Origin of the sequence: Pseudidiomarina marina (assembly GCF_044807045.1) — a bacterium.
GTDB classification, from domain to species: Bacteria; Pseudomonadota; Gammaproteobacteria; order Enterobacterales; family Alteromonadaceae; genus Pseudidiomarina; species Pseudidiomarina marina.
Genome location: NZ_CP085233.1, coordinates 297,851 through 323,779, shown reverse-complemented (window position 1 = coordinate 323,779; position 25,929 = coordinate 297,851). Strand labels below are relative to the sequence as shown.

The window sequence follows — 25,929 nt, the reverse complement described above, 5'->3', positions numbered from 1 at the left end:
CGGCAGTGTTATATGTTATAGGCGATATTTGGGATAAAAGATATGTTCAGAGCCAGATTACACACTACGGCGAAACACTAACTTTTTCTGAAAGCGATAACTCAGCAGAAAAACAATGATTTCTGCAACGGGTTTCCCAATAAATGGGGATAATCCAACAGCGTAAAGGGTTTTCGTAAATAGATAATTTGCGAAGACAAGCACAATAGCGAGTGTGGTGTATTTCAACGCATCAGTGGCGAGCGAACGGCCTTTACCAAATACCCATTGTCGGTTGAGTGTGAAGTTAAAAATGCCGGAAACAAGTCTTGCGGAGGCAATTGCGAATAGAATTTCTCCAGTCAATCCATAAACGAGAGCGAATAAACCATAGTCTAGCGCTGCCGATGCAATACCGACACCAGAAAACTTCAGGAATTTTTTATAAATTAGGATGGAGTCTTGCACTGGGCGAAAGTGACTGCTGGCGTTACCTTGTTCATAAACGGTCGTGATCTCAATCGAGCGAAATGGAACCTCTTCCTGCTTAGCTAAAATCAGCATATCAAGTTCAAACTCATAGTGATCGCTTGGCGTGCGAACCAATGCATTGAGCAACTTGATTGGAATGCCACGTAATCCGGTTTGGGTGTCAGGGATATGAATACGCAAGCCCAGACGAAAGGTATAACGAGCAAACGTATTGCCAAGCCATGAACGAAACGGAATACCTCGGCGTTTGAAATTTCGGCTACCAAGCCAGAGCTCCTGAGGGTTCTGGCGAAATTGATCCAGAACCCGAATAATATCTGTCGGTAAATGCTGGCCATCTGCATCGGCAGTTATCGCGCCGAGACTGTTGGGTTTATTATCGAGTATCCACTGAAAACCAGATTTCAGCGCGGCACCTTTGCCACGATTATCGTCATGGGTGAGTACATGCAAATTATCAATTTGCGGTAATCGGGAAAAAACATCAGCGCTGGCGCTACCGTCATTGATGACGACAATACTGTCATAGTGTTGGCGAAATTCCTGCAACGCTTCAATTAAGTGCGGTAGTTCGTTATTTGGATTGTATGCAGGTATTACAATGACTGGCTTTGACACAAAGTCCTCATCCTTTGGTTTGTGGTTATTAAGATAATGACCACAAACCGGGATGAGCGCAATATAAGAGTCGTTTGCTAAAGGCCTATTCAGCTGAACTTAAGTAGCGATCAATCACCTCAGTGATACGTTTATCCATGGGTTCTACTTTGCTTGGAAAACTCGTTACCTGTTTTCCATCTGCCGAAACAATGTATTTATGGAAGTTCCAGCCAGGGGCTTGCTCGGTAGCTTGAGTCAGTGCTTTGAAAATTGTATTTGCTTCGTCGCCTTTTACCGACGTTGTTGCCATCATTGGAAACGTGACGCCAAAATTAACGAAACAAACTGTTGCTGTCTCTTCCTCTTCGTTATGCTCTTGGCGAAATGAGTCGGAAGGGAATCCTAAAATAACGAAGTCTTCGTCTTTGTAGGCTTGATAGAGCTCCTCAAGCCCTTCGAACTGACCTGTGTAGCCGCATTTGCTTGCCGTATTTACCACCATCACGACGCGATTCTTTGTTAGCTCGCATAAGTTGTGATTATCTTTCGAGTGTAACGCTCGCATACTGTGGTCGAACGTTGCTAAACATTCTTTATCCGTTGTAGCAAAGCTCTGTGCCGCACGCTGCGCTGTTGTCACCTCTTTTTGCGTGCCACCGGCAACAGCTGAAAATAAGGTAACACCAGCAATGCCTGCTGCCGCAATTAGCGCAATGCGCTTGCCAATTTTAGTTTGAACCGGTTGCTTCATTGTAAAAAGCTCCACAACAATTTGATGAAAGATGAACTACAACATACGACGATCACCAAGTAATAGCGATATCGTGATAAAAACGATCACTTTGATCGCGATGACATATGAGCCATATCAAGTTAGCGCCGCCACGAGGCTTCACAGTAATCTTCGTTATAGCTAATTTCAAACTTTCCATCATAAGCTTGTTCTAGCGCATGACCAATTCGCTTTGGATGGTGACCATCCGTGAAAGTAAGCACTGTTTCATCAGCATCAGAGTGCAGATCAATAAGTCGGTTCAGAGGGTGTTGTTTGGTTTCGACTTCGATGACGTGTCGAACAAGCCCGAGCACTTCATCTCGGTGCGCTTGAAAAAAATCACCGGCAAGCTTCAAGCGACCGTTTGACTGCCCATTTTGAATTAATTCGCATGCCGGGCAGATTACCTCTGCGGCATCAGGTTCTGGCCGCTCGAGCCACTGCCAACGAGAGTTTTGATACACCACACCACACTGTGAACAAACCGACGGACTCTTTAATTTGTGTGGCGATAATTTGGGTTGCCAAACGCCTCGTTGACCAAGCGTTTTTTGCGGATCTTTGGGAAAGTGAGAGCTCATGATTGACCTCCTCGATACAACTCGCTGTACCAATAGTGAACGAAGTATAGTTAGTGATTGTGAGACTGTCGAACTTCCCTCTCGAAAACAAAATTAGTTAGTAATAATGCGTTGAATCACATGATGTTTGCGTTCGAGGAAAACGGCCAGTTGTAAAATTGTGTTAACTTGATAACAACAACTAAAGACAACAAAAAGGCATTGTTTATGAACAAACCTTCCGCATTGAATGCATTGGTATTAGCGCTGGGGCTTGGCTCGTTTTTGTTAAGCTCAGCACCGATTAATGCTAATCCAGTTAAAATTGATTACCAGCAGCCAAGTCAGGGGCTAATTGATATTGTTGATGCTGCTCCGTCACCTGGCGGTAGTTTGAGTCCAAATGGTGATTTGCTGATGGTGATGAACTATCCGTCGCTGCCAACTATTGCGGACGTTGCCGCTGACGAGCTGAAACTGGCCGGACGTCGCATCAATCCGGCCAACTATACAGTTAGCCAAGCTCGATACATAAGCTCGTTAGGGTTCGTTGATGTCGATTCAGGCGAGAGTCTGCGCATTAAAGGGTTACCTGAAGAATTGAAAATTATTGGCGCCAGTTGGGCGCCTAATGGCGACTATGTCGCGTTTGCACAAATGACAGCTGAAAACGTTGAACTTTGGCTTGTCGATATTGAAAAAACTCGAGCGAAGCGTTTAACCAAGCAGTCGTTGAATGCCGTTTGGGGGCCGATGCTAGAGTGGCGCCATGATAGTGCAGGATTGTATACCTACACCGTAGCAAGTGGGATGAAGAAACCAGCGCTGAAGACAGTACCGACCGGCCCAGTCATCACTGAGAGTATGGGGCGTAACGCTCCTGGTCGTACCTATCAAGATTTGCTGCAGAATAAACAAGATGAGTTGCTGTTTGATTATTATTTCACCAGCCAAATCAGTTTTGTTGGCGTGAATGGTCGTACGAAAGAAGTCGGTGAGCCGGCTATTTATCGTAGCGTAAGCACCTCGCCAAACGACGAGTTCTTGCTGGTTGCGAATATTGAACGCCCATACTCTTATGCCGTGCCTTGGTACCGCTTCCCAGTCACAACAAAAGTCTGGAATACGAGTGGCAAAGCGGTTTATACCGTTGCTGAGCAACCGTTGGCCGATAACTTACCGATCGCTTTTGACGCGGTTGAACAAGGACGCCGCTCGATTAGCTGGCGTAACGACGCGGATGCCACCTTAGTTTGGGCAGAAGCCGCCGACCAAGGCGATCCAGCTGTTAAAACTGAAATTCGTGACCGCGTGTATCAACAAGCAGCGCCGTTTAACGAAGAGCCGCAAAAACTACTCGATTTAAGCAAGCGATACTCGCGTTTATTGGCTGCTGATGCTGACACCATGTTGGTGTGGGAACGTTGGTGGGCGGACCGCGATGAGAAGCTCTGGTTGGTGGATGGTACAGGCGCAGCCGAGCCGAAACTTGTTTGGGAACGCTCGTGGGAAGATCGCTATAACGATCCAGGTCAACCGTTCACCGTGCAACAAGATGGTCGAACGTTACTGTATGTTGATGGCGACAATATGTTGCTAAGAGGTGCTGGCGCTTCCGACGAAGGCGACCGTCCATTTGTGGACAGCTACAGCCTTGCAACCGGCGAGAGCGAGCGTTTGTGGCGCAGTGAAGCACCATATTTTGAGCAGCCGCGTGACATCATTGATGCCGAAGAGCTTACCTTCTTGACGCAACGTGAAGGTGTCGATGATCCTGCAGACTTCTATGTTCGCGATCTCGATGACAACAAACTTCGCGCTTTGACAGAAACGCCGCACCCTATGCCACATACATTAGGCATTACGCGCGAACTGATTACTTATAAGCGTGAAGATGGCTTGCCAATGTCTGCGGAGCTGTATTTACCCGCTGGTTATGACAAAGACCGCGATGGTCCATTGCCGACTATGGTTTGGGCTTATCCACGCGAATACAAGAGTTCAGCTGCCGCAGCGCAAGTTTCGGGTTCGCCATATGAATTCGTTCGCATTAGTTATTGGGGTCCGCAATACCTCGCGACGCAAGGCTATGCGGTGCTTGATAGCGCCACCATGCCAATTGTTGGGGAGGGTGATAAACAACCGAATGACACCTTCATTGAGCAATTGGTGATGAACGGTAAAGCGGCGATTCAAGCGGGTGTTGAGCGCGGTGTGACAGATCCAGAACGTGTAGCACTTGGCGGGCACTCCTACGGCGCCTTTATGACAGCAAACATGCTGGCGCACAGTGATTTGTTCACCACCGGTATCGCTCGAAGTGGCGCGTACAACCGCAGTTTGACGCCATTTGGCTTCCAGCGTGAAGAACGTACTGTTTGGGATGACCCTGATTTGTACATTCGCATGTCACCGTTTTTCCATGCGCATAAAATCAACGAGCCATTGTTGATGATTCATGGTTCTAACGATAACAACTCAGGTACTTTCCCGATGCAGTCTGAGCGTCTGTATCAAGCCATTAAAGGCTTAGGTGGCAGTTCGCGCTTGGTGATGTTACCGCATGAGTCTCATGGCTATCGTGCACGTGAATCAATTCTGCACATGTTGTGGGAGCAAACACGCTGGCTCGATACCTACTTAAAAGAAGAGAAGTAAATTTTATTTTCGGTGACTTTAAAACCCCAATAATTGCAAAGTTATTGGGGTTTTTTGATGGTCTATTTTCCCGCCTGCTTCGATTTAAAGTGCTGCGCAAGGTAGTACGCCACAATGCCAATCAGTAACCCCCAGAATGAACTATTAATTCCGAAAAAATGTGTCCCGGATGCGGTGGTTAAGAAAGCCAAAATGGGCGGAAGTTGATTATTAGCGTCGCTAAAAGCTTTAAACATGTTCGTACTTAGCACCGGTAATAACGCTAGGCCGGCGATGGTGGCAGTAACGGCGGCAGGTAACATTAGAAACAACCCAACAATTGCCGAACTTGCTAAACCAGCAAGGAGATAAAATATACCGCCGGCTACGGCTGCTTTGTAACGCTGAGAGCTATCTGGATCAGCGTCTGACGATTGGCAAATAGCGGCTGTAATTGCTGCGAGGTTTATTGCAAAAGCTCCCAACGGCGCAAGAATTAAACCAGCTAAACCGGTTGTTGTAAGAAGTGGCGACATGGGGGGTGTATAACCATTGCTACGCAGCATCATTATGCCTGGTAGGTTCTGCGACACCATTGTCACAACAAATAATGGAATACCAACCCCAATCATTAATGACAAATCAAACTCAGGCCAAACCCAAACCCATGCCGGCATTGAAAATGTTAATTGGGAGAAATTAAGATCTTGCATGAAGGCTGGTAAACCGATCGCCAGCAAGAGAACCCAGAAAAATACAAACCGTGGGGTGAAATAACGCAACACAAAGAATGCAATCACAAGCGAACCAGCGATAATCGGTTGCTCATAAACTGCCGGCATGACCGCCAATACAAATTTCAACAAAATACCGGCGAGAATCGCCGCGGCTACCGATACCGGAATGTACTTTATCAGGCGATCTGAAATGCCGCTTAAACCAAACAGAACAATAAGCGCAGACGAGAAAATAAAAATACCAACAGCCTGAGATAGTGATACGCCCTCGAGTGCCACAATGAGTAACGCAACGCCGGGTGTTGACCAAGCCGTAAATATGGGAGCTTTATAACGCAACGACAAAACAATACTGGTCATGCCCATAGCGAGACCAAGTGCAAGTAGCCACGAACTTTGCACCGCAGGCGAACCATTGAGCGTTTTCACCGCTTCAAGTATCAGTACCACGGCACTGCTATAACCAACAAATACGGCTGTAGCGCCGGCAGAAATGTGTGATAGAGAAAATTTCATGCATTTGTTTCCAAAACGGGACATCGATGAACTATTGTCATATTAAGCATATTGCCGTTTTTAGGGAACGACAAAACCGAATGAAGTTACCATTTAAAAATCGTCGAGAAGCCGGAGAACAACTGGCAAGCGAATTAGCATCGATGACCAGTCTCACCAATGTTCTTGTCTTGGCACTGCCGCGCGGCGGTGTTCCAGTGGCAGAGCCAATTGCGCAGCTGCTCGGCGTGCCGCTTTCCGTTTTACTTGTTCGAAAATTGGGTGTTCCTGGTCAACCTGAGGTAGCGATGGGCGCAATTTCAGAGAACGGTGTTCGTGTACTTAACAATGAGATAGTGGAAACTTTGGCGATTGATACGCGCGAGATCGCCCGTATCGAGCAACGTGAGCGCCAAGAACTAGAGCGCCGTCAACAACTCTATCGCTCGGGAACGCCATTACCCAAAGTTACGGGAAAAACTGTCATTTTAGTTGATGATGGGCTGGCGACAGGAGCAACAATGAAGGCAGCGATTAAAGTGCTTAAACGAGAGGAAGCCGGCACTATCGTGGTGGCAGTTCCCGTTGCCGCCCGCGAAACCGCGCTGGAAATACGAAGCGATATTGATAGGTTGGTCTGTTTGGCGAAACCGTATCCGTTTGCTGCTATCGGTTATTGGTATCAGGATTTCTCGCAAGTAAGAGACGATGAGGTGCTAGAAATTATTCAGCGACATTCATCTAAATTCGGAAACGCAGTATAAGCGTTAATTTTATTTGCTGAAACCGCAAACTTCCTTTGTGTTTTTCGTCCAAACCACGTAGATTACGCGCCTATTTTTTGTTCGGGTGTTTAAACGTGATTTCTGCTGCAAATATCACCATGCAATTTGGTGCAAAACCTCTTTTTGAAAACATTTCTGTTAAGTTTGGCGAAGGTAATCGCTATGGTTTGATTGGCGCAAACGGCTGCGGCAAGTCAACGTTCATGCGTATCCTTAGTGGCGAGCAAGAGCCATCAGCCGGAAACGTTTCTATTGAACCAAATATGCGCGTGGGTAAATTGCGCCAAGATCAGTTTGCCTACGAGCAATACAGTGTCATTGATACGGTGATTATGGGCCATGAAGAATTATGGCAAGTAAAAGCCGAACGCGATCGCATTTATGGCATGGCAGAAATGAGCGAAGAAGACGGCATGCGGGTGGCTGACCTTGAGGTTGCCTTTGCTGAAATGGATGGTTACACCGCTGAGTCACGTGCAGGTGAACTTTTATTAGGCGTTGGCATTCCGTTGGAATCTCACTTCGGATTAATGAGCGAGATTGCGCCGGGCCTAAAGTTACGTGTGCTATTGGCGCAAGTGTTGTTCTCTGACCCAGACATCATGTTGCTTGACGAACCAACCAACAACTTGGATATCAACACCATTCGTTGGCTGGAGAACATTTTGAACGATCGCCAAGCTACCATGATCATTATTTCGCACGACCGTCATTTCTTAAACAGTGTGTGTACGCATATGGCGGATATTGATTATGGCGAATTACGCGTTTATCCCGGCAATTACGACCAATACATGTTTGCTGCGACGCAAGCGCGTGAGCAATTGCTCAATGATAATGCGAAAAAGAAAGAGAAGATTGCCGAATTACAACAATTTGTGAGTCGCTTCTCGGCAAACGCCTCGAAGGCAAAGCAAGCCACGTCACGTGCAAAGCAAATTGAAAAAATCCAGCTTGCCGAAGTAAAAGCTTCAAGCCGAGTTAGTCCATTTATTCGCTTCGAACAAGAAAAGAAGCTCTATCGATTAGCGCTTGAAATGGAAGGCGTAAGCAAATCATTCGACGAACTACAGGTGCTTTGTAAGTTGAGCGCCATGATTGAAGTCGGCGAGAAAGTCGCGATACTCGGTGCCAATGGTATCGGCAAAACCACGTTGCTCAAATGCTTGGTTGGGCAACATCCAGTTGATAGTGGCATGATCAAATGGTCTGAAAACGTCAATATTGGTTATTACGCACAGGACCATGCCGATTGGTTTAAAGAAAAAATCACTGTATTTGACTGGATGAGTCAGTGGAAGCAGCCGCACCATGATGAACAAGCGGTGCGTGGCGTGCTTGGCCGTATGTTGTTTTCTCAGGACGACATTAAAAAGCCGGTCACAATTTTGTCGGGTGGCGAAAAGGGCCGCATGATTTTCGGAAAGCTGATTATGCAGCGTCCGAACATTTTGATTATGGATGAGCCGACCAACCACTTAGATATGGAATCGATTGAAGCGTTGAACCTCGCGCTTGAGCATTACGACGGTACGTTACTGTTCGTGAGTCACGACCGTGAATTTGTGTCATCGCTCGCCACGCGCATCATCGAATTGACCGAGAGCGGCATGCGAGACTTCTCAGGCACTTATGACGACTATTTGCGCCAGCTAGCTGTTGATTAATGCCATAAATATGAGTGCGGCAATTGATTTCTTAATTGAAGAATCTTGCCGCATTTTCGTACGTGATCTTCCTTCTTTGTCGCTCGGATAAAAACTCAAAGCTTTCTAGACGGTCACGTATAGCTGTCAATGGCATGTTATCCGTTCCCAGCATTAATCGATCTTCTAACCCTGCATCAATAAAGCTCTTGAGGAGCCTACGGTGAAGTGCGACCGGCATCACACTATTGAGAATTGACATGTCCGCGTAGACGTTTGGAAATTCTTGCATTAACTCGATAGCTTCTTTGTGAAAACGAACTTCGCCCGCATGCATTAGCCAGATCTTCAATTGAGGATGTTGCTCGAGTACAGGTTTTAGTAAAAGCGGATTACCTAACTCGGCACTGAAATTAGGGCAACATCCTTCTGGGCGCTCTCTGGGAGGTGGGCCATCTGCCGCATGAATTCCCACGGGAATCGCCATTTTTTCGGCAAGAGCAAAGTATGGTTGAAGCTGTTCATCGGTTGGTGCCATGCCGTAATAAACGTAGAGCAACTCTCCCATAACTGTCATACGGCCACTAGTAAATTGCTCTTCTAACCAGTTGATATCCGGCCAACCGTTATTGTCAGCAAAGCATGGATACATTCGTGGATAAACACCGTCGGTACAGGGAAAAGATGCGCCCACTCGGAATCGCGACGGTGCTTTTTGTTGCCATGCATAGGCGAGCTCCTTATCTGCACCCGAGAGGACTGCAAATTGAATATTGTGTTCATCCATTTCTGCTAAAACAGAATCAACCGTAATCCCTCTCTCATTTGTCGCATGCAAATGCGCATTGATGATAGGTGGTGGTTCGCCAGTGCGATTGCTTTGTTCTTGCGACGAAGCCGCTAGCACCGAAAAAGTTGCGAACGTTAGCATTCCCAAAAGGGTCAATCGTAGCCACATAATCAAGGCCTCGTCATCATGGTTTTGGAATAACAGTTCAACTATAGCCCATTCTCAGCAAAGCAGAATGAAGAGGTTTTCATTACCTATAAGGCAGGGCATTATGTCACTCTGACTATCGGTAAAATGATCACACTCTCTCGAGGTATTGAATTGAAATATTACCTATCAGCATTGGTTCTTGGCCTATCGGCTTGTGCGACAACGCCGCAATTCAGTCATTTTGAATGTTTTGAATCGCGTGAACAGGCCCAGCAAGTTGGTAGTAATATTTTTCATGCAGGATTTACCGAACATGTTGGTCATCGGCTAGGGCTTTCGTCGAATAGCAGCGTAAAGGGGCTAGGGTTAACATGGGGCGGAATTGAGCCGACTGATTACTGTGAGTCGGGACATCCGTTAATTGTCATGTATGACTCGAGTGATTCCGATTATGACTCAGAGCAGGTGATGTTTTGGAGTAAGATAATTTTTCGGGAAATGATTTCTGAAGTTAAGAAGGCAGAACAATGAAAAAATTAACGAGCGTTGCAGTTTTTCTCTCTTTTGGGTTGCTTGGACAAGCTCAAGCCAGCACCGAGAGTTCGCATGAATTAACACTCACTGAGGCGGACAAGTTAATCACGTTGCCACTGCACTGTGTTGAAACACCTTATCCTTACAAAACTGGGATTGTGCTCGGTAGCGCGGAAGATCTAAAAGAACCTTCACAACATCACCCAATATTTTATGGTTGCTTTGATTGGCACAGCGCTGCGCACGGTTATTGGTCGTTGGTAACTTTGCTTCGCCAGTTTCCAGATATGGCGCATGCCGAGCAAGCTCGCGAAGTATTAAAGCGCAATATCACCAAAGAGAATGGCCTGCGCGAAGCGGAATTTTTCAGCAAAGACATCAATAAGGCCTTTGAACGCACGTATGGCTGGGCTTGGCTACTTAAGTTGGCCGATGAACTCGAAGCTTGGGACGATCCGATGGCAGCAGAACTCTCTACCAACTTGCAGCCACTTGTTGGTGTCATTGTGCAGCGCTATATGGAATTTTTGCCACAATTGCTTTACCCAGTTCGTGTCGGTGAACACACGAATACTGCATTTGGCCTGAGTTTCGCCTATGACTACGCAGTGAATCATGAGCTAACAGAATTTGAGCAACTCATCGAAACACGAGCAAAAGCTTATTTTCTGACCGATAAAAATTGCCCAATTAGCTGGGAGCCAAGTGGGTATGACTTCATTTCGCCATGCTTAGAAGAAATTGGCCTGATGCAACGCGTTTTACCGAAGAACGAGTTCTTGCCTTGGCTATCTGACTTTATGCCGCAGCTCGCCGATAAAAATTATCAGCTTGAGGTAGGTAAAGTTAGCGACCGTAGTGACGGTAAACTCGTTCACCTTGATGGCCTAAACTTCAGCCGAGCGTGGAATTTATATGCGCTAGCGAATGCCTACCCACAATACGCGCATTTGCGTGACGTGGCCGACAAACACGTTGCTTATTCGTATCCAAATTTGATTGGCGATAGCTATGAAGGCGGGCACTGGTTAGGTAGCTTTGCTATTCAGGCATTAAATCAATCGAGAGATTAGCAGACGTTTGAAAAAGGTGGCTATAGCGAAACAATCTAACTTAGAAAGATTCGTTCGTTCATAAATTAAACGCAACAACATATATTGAGCGCCAATACCTTTATGGGAGGCGCTCATGAACGCTGCAACATTACCGATTATCTCTTTAACATCGCTTGATTCTGATGAAGGCTTGGCGCATTTGCTCCAAGCTGCCAGTGAGGTCGGTTTTTTCTACCTTGTTGATCACGGTTTAAGTCACGATGCGCAACAAGGCTATTTGGCGTTAAGTAAGGCATTTTTCCAACTCTCCACTAAAGAAAAGCAGTCGGTTGACATGATTCATTCGCCGCATTTTCGCGGTTATAACGCTATGGGAAATGAAATGACAGCCGGTCGATTTGATGCACGCGAGCAATTCGACTGGATGAATGAAGAGCTTGCCCTTTCAGCCGAACAAGTGCGATACCCTTGGCAAAAACTAATCGGACCTAATCTATGGCCAAGCGCGATGCCTAAACTCAAGCCGACATTAACTAAGCTGCAAACTAAGCTAAGTGATATCACGGTTGAGTTATTGCAGAAGCTCTGTGAATCATTGGGTGTTGACGGTCACGCACTTGACCATACCATTGGTGCGCAGCCATACACTCATGCAAAACTAATTCGTTATCCAGCGCAGCAGTCGCCCCAACAAGGCGTTGGTGCGCATAAAGATCCGGGCTACCTGACATTGGTCATGCAAGATTCACAGAGCGGACTCAAGGTTGAGCGTGGCAATGAGTGGGTTGATGTCGCACCAATTCCGGGCGCTTTAGTCGTGAATATTGGTGAGTTATTGGAGCTTGCTTCGAACGGCTTTTTAAAGGCAACCAATCACAAAGTTGAAAGCCCTACTCAAGGTAGCGAACGTTATTCCATTGCTTTCTTTATGGCTGCACAATTATCCGCGACAGTACCGGTACTCTCATTGCCGCCAGAACTGAAATCGCGTGCCTTAGGTCCATCGGTTGATCCGAGTAACCCGCTACTGACTGATGTTGGCAATAACGTGCTGAAAGGGCGTTTACGCTCGCATCCTCACGTAACACGGAAGCATTACTGCGATGAACCGTTAAGGCATCTACTTGAGAAAAGCTTTGCCCACATGCCAACCGCTGACATCTGTGATGAGTGCCGCGTATAGGCCCCATTTTGGTTAAAATGATACTCTAGGGTTGCAAAGTGATACCCTTAGGTTATATTATGAAACCTAAGGGTATCATTGTGATGCCTCAAAGAGGATTACTTTATGTCAAAATGGACAGCAGAAGCTCAGGCGAAATCGCTCAAATATGGCGCTTATATCTCGCTTATAAGCGGTGTTTACTTCACTATTATGTTGATATCGAAATGGTTAGAGCTTGCAGGAAAAGATGTTGGTGAGTGGCCAAGTATTTTGATGGTTCTAGTGGCACTACTATTTGTTGGTGTTGTGACACGAATGAGTACAGGTAGTCATAAACTCGCTGGTGGCTGGCGGGAAATGTTTGGCATTTATAGTGACGAATTCACGCGTGAAACAAGTCGTAAAGCCAATGCTCGAGCGTTTGTTGGGTTAATCATTGTATTGATTCCTGGTGTGTTGATTGGCGAGAATCTAGAAGCAACGCATATTGGAAGTTACGTAACGGTGAGCACCTATAGTTTAACGCTCATCGTCGTCGGAACTTTAGTGTGGTCATTGTCAGTGTTGTGGGAAATGCGAGATCAAGGAGACGATGACAATGGATGATCAGGTTCTGAATAATTTGCCAACATTTCGAGCAAAGCACAGCATGTCGCAACAAGAGCTGGCTGATGCTATCGGGGTATCGCGCAAAACTATCAGTACCATTGAAACACGTCGGTTCACGCCGTCTGTAGTAATTGCTTTGAAATTAGCGAATTTTTTTAATGTGCCTGTTGAAGAAATTTTTACTTTAGAGGTTAGTTCATCATAATGAATCGATTATGGTAGAAAACGTTAATTCGCATAAGGAAATCAAAATGAAAGCAATAGCATTAGCACTGACGTCAGTAAGCCTGTTATCAGGCTGCGTGGTCTACGCGAATATACCAGGTGATGGTGACTCATGGAGAAACAGTGAGCTTCAGCATGAAACAAGAAGTCTGTCGTTAGAGCTTACTGACATTGATGAGATGAAAGCTGATACAGGCGCCGGAAGTTTAGAAATTATCGGTGAAGCGGGTCGTACTCGAATTGATGTGGTTGCAGAAGTTTATTATCGCGATGCTGAAGACATTCGATTGTCACTTCAGAAAACGGGCAGTGACGCAGTTTTAATTGCGGATTTTGACCGAAATTCATATCGCGGTAACAACCCATATATCAATTTGACAGTGCGCGTACCGGCCGATCTGAGTATTGATTTGAATGACGGATCAGGCTCAATTGTATTGCGCGATGTGATGGGTGATCTCAACATCGAAGATGGCTCGGGTAGCATCACGATTGAAAACGGCGGCAATGTCGATATTGACGACGGTTCAGGCTCGATCACGGTACGTTATCTTCGTGGCGATTTAACGATTGAAGACGGCTCAGGTTCAATTGATATTGAACAAGTGGATGGCAAGGTGACTATTGACGATGGCTCTGGTGGCATCAATGTGCGCCAAGTTGGCGACCTAAATATCATTGAGAGTGGTTCTGGCAGCTTGCGCATTGAGGGGGTTGGTAACTCGTCGAAAATGTAAGGTTGGAGCGCAGGCGAATACGCCTGCGCATTATCGCAATGAAGCGTTTTAGGCCGGACAAGCCACAGTTTCACCATATTTTGCGAACTATTGCTGAACAACAGGTTTTTCGCAACAGTTTTAACCACCGTTAACCGGAACCCACGGAAGAGAATAAGGCTGCTTTCTGACCTCAATGAAGTTTCCAGACTCATGATCAACGATGCGGGCAACTGTTCCCTCTGAATAAGAGCCTTTTTGTTTTGCCGAATCTTGTATATCACCAACTAAAGTTAGCTGAACTGACAAATCTTCCCAAACTTGATCTTTAACAGCATCACAAGATAGCCGGCAGTCAATAATCGGGCCGTCGAAATCAACGTCAGCAAAGTAGCTGCCTGAAGCATGATTTGAATAGTTAGTTTTTGATACTGAGTTTTGCTTCGCCGAAACGTAGCGATTCAAGCGCAATGCAAGTGTCAGTGTGCTATCAAACGTTCGGTAAAACTGGCGGAATTTCTCCGCATCAACGTCAGCTCGAGCTGCTAACAATTCGGTTTCGATTTCATATCGCTTCGCAATTAACATCAGGTGTTCGGTTTCTATATTCGCATAGGGCTCTGCTTCCAAATTAACTTTGGCAAGTACCTCTTCATCTGAGAGAGACTCAAGTTCCGAGAGAGCAAATTTACGCGACTGAAAATCGGATATGACGCTAAAAGATCGGTTCAACTCATCGCGCGAGAGACCCACTGTCGATGCTATGAGAAGGATGACTTCTGCGCCTAGATCTGGTCGTTGTTTGTCATTGGCATTGACCGGTTTCGCGTTTAGCAATGACAGCAAGGTCAGGAAAGCTATAGGTAAGAGAAATCGCATTGCAGGAACTCCCAGATATTTAGTGTCATTACTTTATGGATGAACACCTAATTAAGATTCACGTAATATGTTACATAAAAGTTAAAAAATAAACCGTAAAAACATACCTGTCAATTTAAAGTCAGTTTATCGATATCGTTAACGCTTCTGAGGTGATTCCGCAGGTTGATAATCATGGCGAACTTCATGATCGTCGCATAAGCCAAATTAGGTTTCGTCAAACCAGAACACTTCAATAAGACTTTTGTTGAAAACTTTGGCAATACGAAAAGCAGTTTCAAGGGACGGTGAGTAGCGGCGTTGTTCAATTGCCGCTATCGTTTGGCGTGTTACACCAACGAGATCGCCTAATTCGCCTTGCGTCATATCGCCATTTTCTGCTCGTAATTCTCGTACGCAGTTTGCGATTGGCAACATGATTAATAACCTCGGCGGAAGCTAGCAATCTGGACAGCGTATTCGGTGACTTGTGCCACAACTAAACTGAGAAGACAGCTATAAAAGAGTAGGTTACCATCGTTCAAGAACAAAAAATGTAGTAACGAAGTGACAACACCAACGGCTAATACACCGCCTGCCGCAGCTTGACCACGACGGATAAATAGCTTTTCTCTCTCGTCAGTTTTTTGTTCAGCCTGTTTACGATTGGTGATAGCTAGAACTATTTGCCCAATCACACTTAGAACAATTAAGGTGATTGTGAGTTGAATAAATACAGGTAGTACCGCCGGAACCTGATGTTGCTCCGCGTAGGTTTGCACGACAACGTACGTCATGTAAAGCCCGACGCTTAAGGTTGCCAACAACAATAACCAAGCTGATTTTTCCTTGAAAGCCATGTTTCAATCCTAAAGTTAAAAATAATTAACATGCTTAGTTTATATACAAAGCTGCCAATGTCAAATATCTTTAACATTGGTTGTCGTTAAAAGCTATCTAATATAAATGACGCATCCGGCAGAAGTTGAACCTGATATACTCAAATAGTGTCTGATTTGATGGCGAAAGCAGTGTAATTAGAGTGCGGATTTTCAAAAGGCGGATGTGTGCTTAAACCCAAGGTTGTGATTCCTCAGCAATTTATCCATGAACATCCTATTGTTCACGGTGAAGAGTTCGGTGTGCTGTGTTGGAACACTCAGAAACTTACCGAGACACCGCAGTTTCAGCGCGCTTTAGCAAGCGTTCTAGCCGACTACCCATGCCTATTTTTATTGCTGCAAGAGGCGAAGTTGAGTGCGAAAGAGAATTGGCTACTCCCACATTGGTCGTATGCTGTTGCTCCGAATATGCAGACGCGACGCTCTAGCTATGGCGTACTTACTGCAAGTCAGTATGCTTTTACCGAAGCCCAAGCTCGACTGAGCAGGAGGCGCGAAGGTATGTTCGCCACACATAAAAGTTATATGTTGTCGTATCACTCGCTGGCAGAAGGTGGTTCATTGTTAGTCGTCAATGTGCACGCAATCAACTTCGTTCGCGCACATCAGTTTTCGCAAGAAATAGAGCTAATTAAAGAAGAGATTCTAGGTCACAAAGGGCCGCTTATTGTGGCTGGTGACTTTAACGTGTGGAGCCGCCAGCGCCGCTTGCGCTTACTGCAATTCTGTCGAAGCATTGGTCTTCGGCGGGCGATTATGGTGGACCCACATCATATTAAAACTTACCGCCAACACCCTTTGGATTTCATCTTCTACCGCGACCTGTCGCTTCAAGAGGCGTCCGCGATTGATACTAATACGGTGTCTGACCATAATCCTCTTTATGCTCGGTTTAAGTTATAGCGGTTTAAGTTATGATTCTGCAACCCAATAAAATTATTGGGTTGCAGAATTACCGATTAGAATTCCGCCTTGTAAAACTTTGCAGGCTAATTACTTTGCGAACTGTATGGGATTGAATACTTTCCATCCGTCAACTCGTCAATTCGTCAATTCGCCAATTTCAATGTAATCGTTGATTGTTTCATCGAAACAACTGCATGTCTTCTTTCCTGAGCTATTAGGGGGCGTCGAGCTTCCGTAATAACCTTTATCTAAGCAAATCTTCGCACATTGTTCGCTAAGCGTTTTGGGGCGAAGTTCGCCGCGTATTAAAAACAGAGTGACCGAAAGAGCCATAATGCCAGTGGCAGTAATAGAATAGATTAATTGAGTCTTGAAAGAAGAAGAACGGGTATTTTGTTTACAGCCGTGTTGAAATCCAGCATAAATGGTGAGTAACCAGACGCTCAGAAAAACAATGAGTGCAACACTACCAAGGAAATAATCTGACCAATCCGGCCAAGGATTGTCGCCATAAATAAAGAGCCAGAAAATACCAGCAAGCAATGCGACAGTCGCCATCGCCGCAATAAACGCCACCACAAGACCGGGTAATCCAAATAAAATTGCGTAACGATAAGTGGTTTTCATGATTGTTGAGAGACCCAGTTTATTAGTTCAGAGCGCACCATAACTTTAAATTTAGCTGGAAGGCTACAAATTATCCATACAGGCGCTACCACAGGCATCACCGACCGCGCTGGGTTATAACCGACGTCATTGAAGTGGAGTTGGATTTTTTACTTATAACTGCTCCGATTTTTCGGGGGGATTACAATAGCAAAGAAGACGTTGTTCGAATAACACTCAATCCGGTTTATAACAGTAGACTCAAAATTGTCGGTTATTTTGATCGGACAGGTCAAATGGAATTAGTCTTTCAAAAGAAAGAAGAAGAAAGTCTTTTTGACTCGGACCTTTGGGTATTAAACTACCCTAGTGTCCACAAAGAAACAGTAAAGACCACTTTTAAAGAAAATCGATTAATAAGAATTGAATATAAGAGAAACTTCTTTTCTCCCTGACATTTGAAATGTTGCTGTGTTGTCGCAGGCGACGAAGACTGAACCGAACGTTATTCTCTAATTGAGATTTTCGCATCCAAAGCCTCGCCCTCGCAAGGTTTTTTGGTGCGTAATGCAGTAGGCTTCAATAATTAAGCTATATTGCTAACGCACTGTATTAGTTTAATTTTATTGATGCTTTACTATGGCTCGTAGTGTCGATTAATGTATATGCAGGCACGATACTATGATCTGGTGATTGGGCGGTTTTATTCGAATGATCCTGTAGGTGCATTAGATCACTTAAGCACTCCAAACGACATACACGGTTTTAACAGATATGCTTACGCCCACAATAATCCATACAAATATAAAGATCCCACAGGTAAGTCTTCGGAAAAAGCTAATATGTGGGCTAAAATGCTCGGGTTTTCATCCGCTGATCACACAACAACAAAGATCAACAATTCTATCGAGCGTGGCCGACAGGCGATAGCGAATTCTACTTCTCCTGAAAATTTAAGCGCGACATCTGATGCTCTTGCCGGTGCTACTGTTGTTGCTTTGATTGCTGGTTAACCTGAGCTTGCGGCTGTAACAGGGGCAGGCTCATTCTTAGCTGGAGTTGGATCTGCACTTCAGAGAGATGAGCCTGTCGCTGGTGTAGTGATAGAAACAGCGCTACAAGTAACAGGTGCTAAATCAATTGGGAACTATGGCCAAGATTGCTAACTGTGCATTAGATAGCGCCCTCGCTGTTAAAAATGGAATTGACGCAGCATCTGATGCGACTCAAACAGTCATCAAAAATGAAATAAAAGAAGAGATCAATGATGAGTAAAAGAACTCGTTTAGTTGTCTATTTGGACAAAAGGTATCTGCTTGCCTTTAAGATTTGTATGCTTTTGGTATCACTTCCTTTTTTGTATGACGTATTCATCATACTTTCTTCGGGTATAGCGGACTCAGGGGAATATGTAGTTAAACGTGGTGAAGGATGGGGATATTACGCATACTTGTTTAAGAAATCAGCATTTGGATTTTTATTTGTTTGGTTGGGAACTCTAGGCTCTAAAGAGAAATTAAACACTCCTGAAGATTAATGATTTGAATCCAAAGCCCCGCCCTCGCGGGGCTTTATTTTTTGCTTACATCAAGGCAAGTAGCTGCTCAATATTCAGATGAAACGGTGCAAGATTTCGTCTCAATGCCATGCTTGGTGGCAAAAGCCATCAGTTTCTTATCGTAAAAGTTCATATCCCGTTGGTAGCGGCAGAAGAACTTTATTTCTGCATTTTCTTGGTCATAGATAGCCCGAATATCGTTTTCCCCAGCACCAGCCGGAAAAGTACCATCGTCTAGCAGATATCGGAATTGTCTCTAACAATGCTCCTTTGGCCAATGAAGAAGGCGCGTCTTTAATTTTATTTAAAACCGGGCTAACCGTTTAATCAGCTCTGGTGGTATAACCTATCAATATGATGGTCATGGTCGACGCGTGTCGAAAACCTCGGGTGGAATTAAGACCTATAGTCTGTATAACCAACAAGGGACGTTACTTGCGACCTACAGGAATGGCAATTACATTGAGTATTACCATTTAGGCTCGCAACTAGTAGCGCGCTATAACGATGCGCCACAGCAGGCGGATGGTCTCGGCTACACAGGTCATTTGGAAGACGGTGATCTTGAGCTGACGTATATGCAGGCACGATACTATGATCCTGTTATCGGGCGGTTTTATTCGAATGATCCAGTTGGTTGGACAGCTTCCAACCCAGTAATGTCATTCAATCGCTACTTGTATGTTAATAATAACCCTTACAAGTATACCGACCCAAAGGGTGAGTATTTAGAATCTATTTGGGATGCCGCAAGTCTTAGTGTTGGCTTAACATCACTTGGAAGCAATCTGGCTAATGGAAATTGGGCTGCTGCTGGATTAGATGCACTCGGCGTAATAGCTGATGGAGCTGCACTGGCTCTACCCGTGGTTCCCGGCGGTGCAAGTATGGCAATTTCGGCCTCCAGAAAAGGGGCAGATTTTATAGCTACAGCAGATGGAGCAGTCGTCCACAACTCAACAAGTGGAGTAAGAAACTCCCTTGAAGAGGCAGGTATGAGCGGTACGACTGTGACAAATAAAGCTGGAACTGAATCGGGAACGATACACAATGTGCCTGAAATGAAAACGGATGTGCGGGTAATGGATGGGGGCCAAACCATCCCCCAAGAGTGGTGACTTCACGAGAGGGATCATCACAAGCAGTTAATCCAGCGAACGGCTCAAATTTTGGTAATATTCCAAAAACTGAGCAACGAGCGCGAAGTCACATTGAATTAGAGAATTAAAATTATGGATATAGCACTGCTAGCTCTAGCCAATAAAAGGGCAAATGATCATCTTCTTAAGTGTCAGTTGGATAGGTTGATTGTTTCAAGTATCGAGTTGCGCCTATGCTTCTTGACAGAATCAATTCCAAAAAAAGAAATTTGGTTAACTGTTTCAGGTGCTGCATGGGTCGATGATCAATCAGAAAAAGAGGATAACTTTTTCTTGCAGCGAGGTAGGTTTTTATCCCAAATTTATATGCTTATGGGGGAAAGTGTAACAAGTGTAGAAGTTCACAAAGACGGACAGCTCTTGCTATCCGTTGGGCAGCAAAATCTCGTTGTAGAACCTGACGAAGAAGGCTTTGAAGAGGTTTGGTCAATTACTCCAGATAACAGTTCTCAGTTCGCCGAGTTTGACTGGTATGTAACTTACACAGACAGTCGTGAGTTACAAGTTAAATAGACAACGATTCGAACCTCTGGCCTCTGCCTCCGGAGGGCAGTCACGGGTTCGGTGGTAAATCGTTAAAGCTATATTGAGCAGGGGATTAAGCGGTGTTTTGGTTCTCAAGCTAAACATCCGTATGGAACTTAAACGCTAATAAAGCATTCCGCACCATTAATGGTTGCGGGGTAACGCTTTATAAACGTGAGCCATATTATTTCAGGAAAATAAAAAAGGAATTTAAGGAGCCCTTGGCAATGCGTCATAAGTTAATTTTATTGGCAGGTTTGTCAGCATTGTTTTTTATCGCTGGCTGCGCTGTACCAATAGTCTACTTAAACGATTATGAGCTTGAAGAAAGCAACTTTGAAAAGGTGAAAAACGCATTAGAAGAGAAGGGCTTTAAGGTAAATCGAGTGTCGTTAAAAGCGCCTAGTAACATCCATGAATCTACAATCATAACCGGTTCGAAAGCGACCGTTGAACAGAACTATAATCAGATTATGCCGATTCTTGCAAGCTTAGGGTATTCAAACACGGATATTACATTCGTTGAGTCGGGAAATCACTGGTACCGTGGTGATAACATAGGTGTATACCTTTTTGATGATGGGGTTGGTGAAAAGCCCGAGAGGGAAATTATTGGTGAATACTCAAGCGATAATTGTGAATCGATGAAATCACTAATATTAAAAGCGGATGGCAATTTTAATGTTGCTTATACTTTTGGCGGTGAACTGTCCGGCGAATGGCAGATCATCTCGATGCCCTATGTGAATCTTTGGAATAAACGTACGGGTTTAAATTTTTACTATCAGATAGAGATAGAAGAGCAATCAGATTTCTCAGGTAAAGTAGATGTCATTACTTTAGTACCTCTTGATGATCAATCTCAGATTCGAGATTGTATATTTTACAAAGGTATTAGAAAGGGTAAAGCAATATGATTCTCTCCCACAGGAATCGAGCCCGTGACCTCTGCTATCGTGATAGAGCATTTTTCAGGCATGATTAAAATCTCAGTTTAGAGGTAGAAAAAATGCCATCTAAGAAATCGTTCAACTACCGCTGGGGATTAAGCTGATGTCATGAGTTTCATCAGGCGAGGATTCACAAATAGCTTTTCTTTACCTGAAGTTGTCTCTTCTAATATGCCAATTTCAACGAGCTGTTTAAGGTATACAGAAGCGGTTTGACGCTTGGCGATATCGCGTTCCACTAAATTACTAATGCGACAATAAGGCTGCTCAAAAATCACTTGAACAAGCTCATAGCTGTATATTTTCGGTAATTGCTCGCGAATCCTGTTTGTAGTCTGCTCCATTAACGCTCGAATAGCGGCGATCTTCTCACAAGTCCAAAGCGACGTTTGCTCAACACCGCGTAACATGAATACAAGCCAGTCTTCCCAAGCTTGATTCTGGGTCACCTGGTTCAGTAATCGATAGTAATCTTGCTTGTGCGCAACAATGTACCGGCTGAGGTATAAAATCGGCAGTGTTAGGAGCTTCTGCTCAATCAAATAAAGAACATTTAAAATTCTGCCAGTACGCCCGTTGCCATCATAAAATGGATGAATTGCTTCAAATTGATAGTGGCTCACCGCCATTTTTATCAGCGGATCGATAGTATCGGTATCGTGCAGAAACTGCTCCCAGTTACTGAGTAAATTGCGAATAACCTCCTCTCCCACCGGTGGTGTATAAATCACCTCATTGGTTGTTTGATTACCAATAATGTTGCCAGGTAGCTTCCGTAACTCCATTGCCGTATTTTTCAATGTGCTACAGACCTCAATAGCTGTTGTTGTGCACAAAGGTCTTTGCTCTAGCTGCATAAAGCCTTGATGAAGTGCAGTGCGATAGCGAAGTGCTTCTTTGGTTGCTTGATCAGCACCACTGTATTGTTGTGCATATCGAAATAGCTGATCGGTTGTGGTAACGATATTTTCAATTTTTGAACTGTCTTTTGCTTCTAAAAGAGGGAGCAAATTGATGAGCATACTTTGATTAGGGAGTAAGGCACCAGCTTGTTTCAACTCGGCAAGCGCAGCGCGAGCAGAGATGCATGCTTTTAACACGTTATGCGTTTCGATGAGTTCTAATTTGGGAGGTAACCTCGGCAAATCGTTGTAAGGTTGGTTAGCTTGCCACGTCATGTTTAAATATCCATGTAATTTCGACACATTATCAAATTAACCTAAGTGTATGTCGATTCGATCGACACGACAAGTTTATTTGTCGATTATTTATTGTTTTATCGACACGACTCATTTCGAGACTGTAACGGGTCAATTACTCGAGTTTGAATACGGAAACGGGTTGTTGTTTAACCAGAGCTTGGACGCAAAGTTTCGTCCTGACATGCGGTCGATCAGCAATAGTACGGCACTTTTTGAGCATACTTACCACTACGATCTGAATAGCAATTTACTGGCAGTCACAGACATTCTAATGCCTGTCAACACTCTGACGCTCGGCTACGACCGTCTTGATAGATTGACAAGTGCCGATGGTGCATGGGGTAGCGGTTATTTTAGTTATGATGCGCTTGGCAACATCATCAGTAAGACCGTGGGGAACGAGAATATCAATTACCACTACAATAGCTCGAATCGATTGGCTAGTGTGTCGGGTGCAGTTTCGCGAACCTTTAGCTATGACAGCCGTGGCAGTGTGACTTCAAATGGAACGCGTAGTTTTAACTATAATCGGGCTAACCGTTTAATCAGCTCTGATGGTATCACCTATCAATATGATGGTCATGGTCGACGCGTGTCGAAAACCGAGGGTGGAATTAAGACCTACAGCCTGTATAACCAACAAGGGACGTTACTGGCGACCTACAGGAATGGCAATTACATTGAGTATTACCATTTAGGCTCGCAACTAGTAGCGCGCCATAACGATGCGCCACAGCAGGCGGATGGTCTCGGCTACACAGGTCATTTGGAAGACGATGACCTTGCGCTGACGTATATGCAGGCACGATACTATGATCCAGTCATAGGTCGGTTCTACAGTAATGATCCGGTTGATGCTTTAGGGCATATACAGCGTGGTAACAGCATTGCACATGGTTTTAACCGCTATGCTTATGCCAATAATAATCCATATAAATACACTGACCCTGATGGGGAATTTGTTTTCCTAGCAATCGCTGCTGTTGGAGCTGCGATCACCGCTTATGATACTTATCAAACTTATCAGAATGAAGGTGCTGGTGCAGCAGCCAAGTCTCTTGCTGTGGGCGGACTTATAACAGCCGCTACTGGAGGAGTCGGAAAGCTTGCTCATTCAGCCTATAAAGCCTATAAAGGTGCTAAGGTTGCCAGTGGAGCTGAATCTGCTGTTCAAGGTGTCAAACTAGAAAAACAATTAGCGTCTGAATCCCAGTTAACAGAGCTTGCTGAGGGAGGAGGCACCGTAATCAGTCAACCTGCTAAGCAGGCAAATCGTATCGCTGAACAACATGGCGTTGATGCCGTAAATGTACAGAAAGTTAGTTCTTCTGCACATACCGCAAAAGACGGTTCTCAAGTGCAAACCCATGCTTTTAGAGATGCCTCTAGTAATAAAGTTATTGAGCCTAAGTCAATAATTGATGAAAATAATTAGTGAGTGAAGAGTTATGACAAAAATTAAACGTATCTCAACAGAAGATGGCAAAGAAAGTGTTGAAATACACCAGTCAAAAGAAGGAGCATATGTACTTCATAAATATGTTCAGAAGTATGACTTTGAAGAAGAGGTGTATTATGAGGTGCGAGTAACACCAGATCCTGCTGGATTGTTTGGTGACGCAGATTCAGCCACCCAAGAAGCAAAACTATTGCTAGGGTTGGAGTGATGTAAGCCTTTTGTAAATACCTGTAACTACCCCGTAAAATAATACAGCTCACTCGTAGAATTTCTTTTAAACTAAAATAAAGGAGTTTTACGATGAGCAAACGCATGACTGAAAGCCAAATTGTGGCGATTTTAAAAGAAGCCGAGGCCGGTATGCCGGTGAAAGATATCTGCCGTAAGTACGGTATCGGTAATTCAACGTTTTACAAGTGGCGCGAAAAATACGGCGGCATGGAAGCGTCTGATGTGCGCCGCTTAAAAGAGCTTGAAGAAGAGAACCGTCGACTTAAGCAGATGTATGCTGAGTTGAGCCTCAAGTCACAAATGCAAGAAGACATAATAAAAAAGCTCTAGCACCTGTGGCAGAACGGAAAATCTGGGCACGCGAGTTGCAGGTGCAATATAACGCGAGCGTTGTAAAGTGCTGTGATGTAGTTGGCATTAGCCGTACCGCTTACTATTACGAGCCAAAGTTGAGCGATGATGACGAAATCATTGATGCCTTGAATGCTTTAATCGACAAGCACCATCGGTGGGGTTTCCCGAAGTGCTTTAAACGCCTCCGAAAGCTAGACCATCGATGGAACCACAAGCGTGTTTATCGCGTTTATACTGAGCTAAAACTGAACCTGCGACGCAAAGGCAAAAAGCGATTACCCAACCGCAACCCAGAGCCATTGGCTGCACCGAATGCATTGGGTAAGTCCTGGTCAATAGACTTTATGAGTGACAGCTTGCACAACAAAGTCAGGTTTCGCACATTTAATGTCATTGATGACTTTAATCGCGAAGTTTTAGGTATCGATATTGCGACCAGCATGCCGTCGTTGCGCGTCATACGCTATCTTGACCAACTTGCTGAGTGGCATGGTTACCCTGAGAAAATTCGGGTTGATAATGGCAGCGAATTCACCTCGGAAGTGTTTGTAAATTGGGCAAAAGCACATGACATTATGATTGATTACATTAAACCCGGTTGCCCATATCAAAACGCCTACATTGAACGATTTAACCGAACTTATCGTGATGATGTACTCGATTGCTACATCTTCAACAACCTGAACGAAGTGAAGCAAATAACCGAAGACTGGATTGAGCTATACAACAACGAACGACCGCACGATTCACTCAATGACATGACGCCACTTGAGTACCGAAATGCGGCATAAATACTCTACGAGATGACTGTGTTATAAATGGGGTATTTACACACCATATTTATAGAAAGAATGATCTAGTCCCAACAGTGCCGCTTAGAAAGATGGGCTTCTCTGATAGCAGCAAAGAGTACGAGATCACTGATACAGGCTCGATTGCATTAACAGAGCGTACCGACACATTCGGACTGGCAGGCCACGCTCCAAAGCTGCTTTCAAGCATAAAGGCACACTCAATAGAAGGCTATGCAAAGCTGTTAGCTCTAGCAACTGGTATAGAAAGACCGTGATTGTATTTAGAATTGTTCAGCGTACCAAGGCGTTCCTGAATGTCCGCAAATGGCACAAGGCAGAAGGTCCCCAAAGAGCGAACAGCGGACCTTCTGACTTTCAGCCAACTCCAACTAGCGAATAGCCGTCCCGTTATTCGTAAGTGTGGGTGTCGCTAGTGGTGCACGGCACATTCACGTCGGCAATACTGCGTGTTTT

At 44.8% G+C, this 25,929-nt stretch carries 29 protein-coding genes; 19 read left to right on the top strand and 10 right to left on the bottom strand.

Going from position 1 to position 25,929, the window contains the following annotated elements; all coding sequences use genetic code 11:
* Positions 1-57 precede the first annotated feature (57 nt).
* From LG272_RS01525 to LG272_RS01515, 3 genes are all read right to left on the bottom strand, one after another.
* The gene (locus LG272_RS01525) at positions 58-1,089 is read right to left on the bottom strand and encodes a GtrA family protein (RefSeq protein WP_404409184.1); all 1,032 of its coding nucleotides are present in this window, start codon (positions 1,087-1,089) and stop codon (positions 58-60) included.
* Between the two features lie 85 nt (positions 1,090-1,174).
* Positions 1,175-1,822 (bottom strand): glutathione peroxidase, encoded by a 648-nt coding sequence (locus LG272_RS01520; protein ID WP_233340166.1) that lies wholly within the window; start codon positions 1,820-1,822, stop codon positions 1,175-1,177.
* A gap of 122 nt (positions 1,823-1,944) precedes the next feature.
* Positions 1,945-2,427, bottom strand: coding sequence for a BCAM0308 family protein (locus LG272_RS01515; protein WP_130202361.1), 483 nt, complete (start codon positions 2,425-2,427; stop codon positions 1,945-1,947).
* A gap of 207 nt (positions 2,428-2,634) precedes the next feature.
* Between LG272_RS01515 and LG272_RS01510 the strand changes: the two genes are divergently transcribed.
* Complete coding sequence (locus LG272_RS01510; RefSeq protein ID WP_126759732.1) at positions 2,635-5,064, top strand: prolyl oligopeptidase family serine peptidase; 2,430 nt, start codon at positions 2,635-2,637, stop codon at positions 5,062-5,064.
* Positions 5,065-5,126: 62 nt separating this feature from the next.
* On the opposite strand, the gene LG272_RS01505 is transcribed toward LG272_RS01510, so the two are convergent.
* Entirely contained in the window at positions 5,127-6,296 is a 1,170-nt protein-coding gene (locus tag LG272_RS01505) for a benzoate/H(+) symporter BenE family transporter (protein ID WP_404409181.1), read from the bottom strand.
* Between the two features lie 80 nt (positions 6,297-6,376).
* Here LG272_RS01505 and LG272_RS01500 point away from each other — a divergent pair, with 80 nt between their 5' ends.
* Positions 6,377-7,039, top strand: coding sequence for a phosphoribosyltransferase (locus tag LG272_RS01500; protein WP_404409179.1), 663 nt, complete (start codon positions 6,377-6,379; stop codon positions 7,037-7,039).
* Positions 7,040-7,134: 95 nt separating this feature from the next.
* The gene (locus LG272_RS01495) at positions 7,135-8,727 is read left to right on the top strand and encodes an ABC-F family ATPase (RefSeq protein WP_404409177.1); all 1,593 of its coding nucleotides are present in this window, start codon (positions 7,135-7,137) and stop codon (positions 8,725-8,727) included.
* Positions 8,728-8,758: 31 nt separating this feature from the next.
* On the opposite strand, the gene LG272_RS01490 is transcribed toward LG272_RS01495, so the two are convergent.
* The gene (locus tag LG272_RS01490) at positions 8,759-9,664 is read right to left on the bottom strand and encodes an amidohydrolase family protein (protein WP_404409175.1); all 906 of its coding nucleotides are present in this window, start codon (positions 9,662-9,664) and stop codon (positions 8,759-8,761) included.
* A 153-nt stretch (positions 9,665-9,817) separates the two neighbouring features.
* Here LG272_RS01490 and LG272_RS01485 point away from each other — a divergent pair, with 153 nt between their 5' ends.
* The 6 genes from LG272_RS01485 (at position 9,818) to LG272_RS01460 (ending at position 13,971) form a co-directional block, all read left to right on the top strand.
* A complete protein-coding gene (locus tag LG272_RS01485; RefSeq protein ID WP_404409173.1) occupies positions 9,818-10,177 on the top strand; it encodes a hypothetical protein in 360 nt (119 codons plus the stop codon).
* A complete protein-coding gene (locus LG272_RS01480) occupies positions 10,174-11,253 on the top strand; it encodes a DUF2891 domain-containing protein (RefSeq protein WP_404409171.1) in 1,080 nt (359 codons plus the stop codon). Before LG272_RS01485 ends, LG272_RS01480 begins: the two co-directional genes overlap by 4 nt.
* Positions 11,254-11,368: 115 nt before the next feature.
* Entirely contained in the window at positions 11,369-12,418 is a 1,050-nt protein-coding gene (locus LG272_RS01475; protein WP_126759727.1) for an isopenicillin N synthase family oxygenase, read from the top strand.
* Between the two features lie 105 nt (positions 12,419-12,523).
* The gene (locus LG272_RS01470) at positions 12,524-13,006 is read left to right on the top strand and encodes a hypothetical protein (protein ID WP_404409169.1); all 483 of its coding nucleotides are present in this window, start codon (positions 12,524-12,526) and stop codon (positions 13,004-13,006) included.
* Positions 12,999-13,214 carry a helix-turn-helix transcriptional regulator gene (locus tag LG272_RS01465; protein ID WP_126759725.1) on the top strand — a complete coding sequence of 72 codons (216 nt, stop codon included), beginning with the start codon at positions 12,999-13,001 and terminating at the stop codon, positions 13,212-13,214. Before LG272_RS01470 ends, LG272_RS01465 begins: the two co-directional genes overlap by 8 nt.
* 46 nt (positions 13,215-13,260) lie before the next feature.
* Entirely contained in the window at positions 13,261-13,971 is a 711-nt protein-coding gene (locus LG272_RS01460) for a hypothetical protein (protein ID WP_404409167.1), read from the top strand.
* A 120-nt stretch (positions 13,972-14,091) separates the two neighbouring features.
* Here LG272_RS01460 and LG272_RS01455 read toward each other — a convergent pair whose 3' ends face one another.
* From LG272_RS01455 to LG272_RS01445, 3 genes are all read right to left on the bottom strand, one after another.
* A complete protein-coding gene (locus tag LG272_RS01455) occupies positions 14,092-14,829 on the bottom strand; it encodes a hypothetical protein (RefSeq protein WP_404409165.1) in 738 nt (245 codons plus the stop codon).
* Between the two features lie 207 nt (positions 14,830-15,036).
* A complete protein-coding gene (locus LG272_RS01450) occupies positions 15,037-15,246 on the bottom strand; it encodes a helix-turn-helix transcriptional regulator (RefSeq protein ID WP_126759722.1) in 210 nt (69 codons plus the stop codon).
* A gap of 2 nt (positions 15,247-15,248) precedes the next feature.
* A complete protein-coding gene (locus tag LG272_RS01445; protein ID WP_404409163.1) occupies positions 15,249-15,668 on the bottom strand; it encodes a hypothetical protein in 420 nt (139 codons plus the stop codon).
* Positions 15,669-15,875: 207 nt separating this feature from the next.
* On the opposite strand from LG272_RS01445, the gene LG272_RS01440 reads away from it, so the two are divergent.
* Positions 15,876-16,613, top strand: coding sequence for an endonuclease/exonuclease/phosphatase family protein (locus LG272_RS01440; RefSeq protein ID WP_126759720.1), 738 nt, complete (start codon positions 15,876-15,878; stop codon positions 16,611-16,613).
* Between the two features lie 138 nt (positions 16,614-16,751).
* On the opposite strand, the gene LG272_RS01435 is transcribed toward LG272_RS01440, so the two are convergent.
* Complete coding sequence (locus LG272_RS01435; RefSeq protein WP_126759719.1) at positions 16,752-17,243, bottom strand: hypothetical protein; 492 nt, start codon at positions 17,241-17,243, stop codon at positions 16,752-16,754.
* A 638-nt stretch (positions 17,244-17,881) separates the two neighbouring features.
* On the opposite strand from LG272_RS01435, the gene LG272_RS01430 reads away from it, so the two are divergent.
* The 6 genes from LG272_RS01430 (at position 17,882) to LG272_RS01405 (ending at position 21,382) form a co-directional block, all read left to right on the top strand.
* Entirely contained in the window at positions 17,882-18,235 is a 354-nt protein-coding gene (locus LG272_RS01430) for an RHS repeat-associated core domain-containing protein (RefSeq protein ID WP_404409160.1), read from the top strand.
* 136 nt (positions 18,236-18,371) lie between these two features.
* Entirely contained in the window at positions 18,372-18,497 is a 126-nt protein-coding gene (locus tag LG272_RS01425; RefSeq protein WP_404409158.1) for a hypothetical protein, read from the top strand.
* A complete protein-coding gene (locus LG272_RS01420) occupies positions 18,487-18,759 on the top strand; it encodes a hypothetical protein (RefSeq protein WP_404409156.1) in 273 nt (90 codons plus the stop codon). The genes LG272_RS01425 and LG272_RS01420 overlap by 11 nt, the downstream gene beginning before the upstream one ends.
* A 395-nt stretch (positions 18,760-19,154) precedes the next feature.
* Positions 19,155-19,898 (top strand): RHS repeat-associated core domain-containing protein, encoded by a 744-nt coding sequence (locus tag LG272_RS01415; protein ID WP_404409154.1) that lies wholly within the window; start codon positions 19,155-19,157, stop codon positions 19,896-19,898.
* A gap of 114 nt (positions 19,899-20,012) precedes the next feature.
* Complete coding sequence (locus tag LG272_RS01410) at positions 20,013-20,453, top strand: hypothetical protein (protein ID WP_404409152.1); 441 nt, start codon at positions 20,013-20,015, stop codon at positions 20,451-20,453.
* A 239-nt stretch (positions 20,454-20,692) separates the two neighbouring features.
* Positions 20,693-21,382: a hypothetical protein gene (locus LG272_RS01405; protein WP_404409150.1), complete on the top strand. Its 690-nt coding sequence runs from the start codon at positions 20,693-20,695 to the stop codon at positions 21,380-21,382.
* Positions 21,383-21,510: 128 nt separating this feature from the next.
* Here LG272_RS01405 and fic read toward each other — a convergent pair whose 3' ends face one another.
* Entirely contained in the window at positions 21,511-22,593 is a 1,083-nt protein-coding gene (gene fic / locus LG272_RS01400; protein WP_404409148.1) for a protein adenylyltransferase Fic, read from the bottom strand.
* A gap of 79 nt (positions 22,594-22,672) precedes the next feature.
* Here fic and LG272_RS01395 point away from each other — a divergent pair, with 79 nt between their 5' ends.
* From LG272_RS01395 to LG272_RS01385, 3 genes are all read left to right on the top strand, one after another.
* Positions 22,673-24,052, top strand: coding sequence for an RHS repeat domain-containing protein (locus LG272_RS01395; protein WP_404409146.1), 1,380 nt, complete (start codon positions 22,673-22,675; stop codon positions 24,050-24,052).
* A 13-nt stretch (positions 24,053-24,065) separates the two neighbouring features.
* Entirely contained in the window at positions 24,066-24,284 is a 219-nt protein-coding gene (locus LG272_RS01390; RefSeq protein WP_126759714.1) for a hypothetical protein, read from the top strand.
* A 92-nt stretch (positions 24,285-24,376) separates the two neighbouring features.
* A protein-coding gene (locus LG272_RS01385) for an IS3 family transposase (protein ID WP_404409144.1) occupies positions 24,377-25,452 on the top strand; the annotation gives its coding sequence in 2 pieces (ribosomal slippage) (positions 24,377-24,626 and positions 24,626-25,452; 1,077 coding nt in all).
* Positions 25,453-25,929 lie beyond the last annotated feature (477 nt).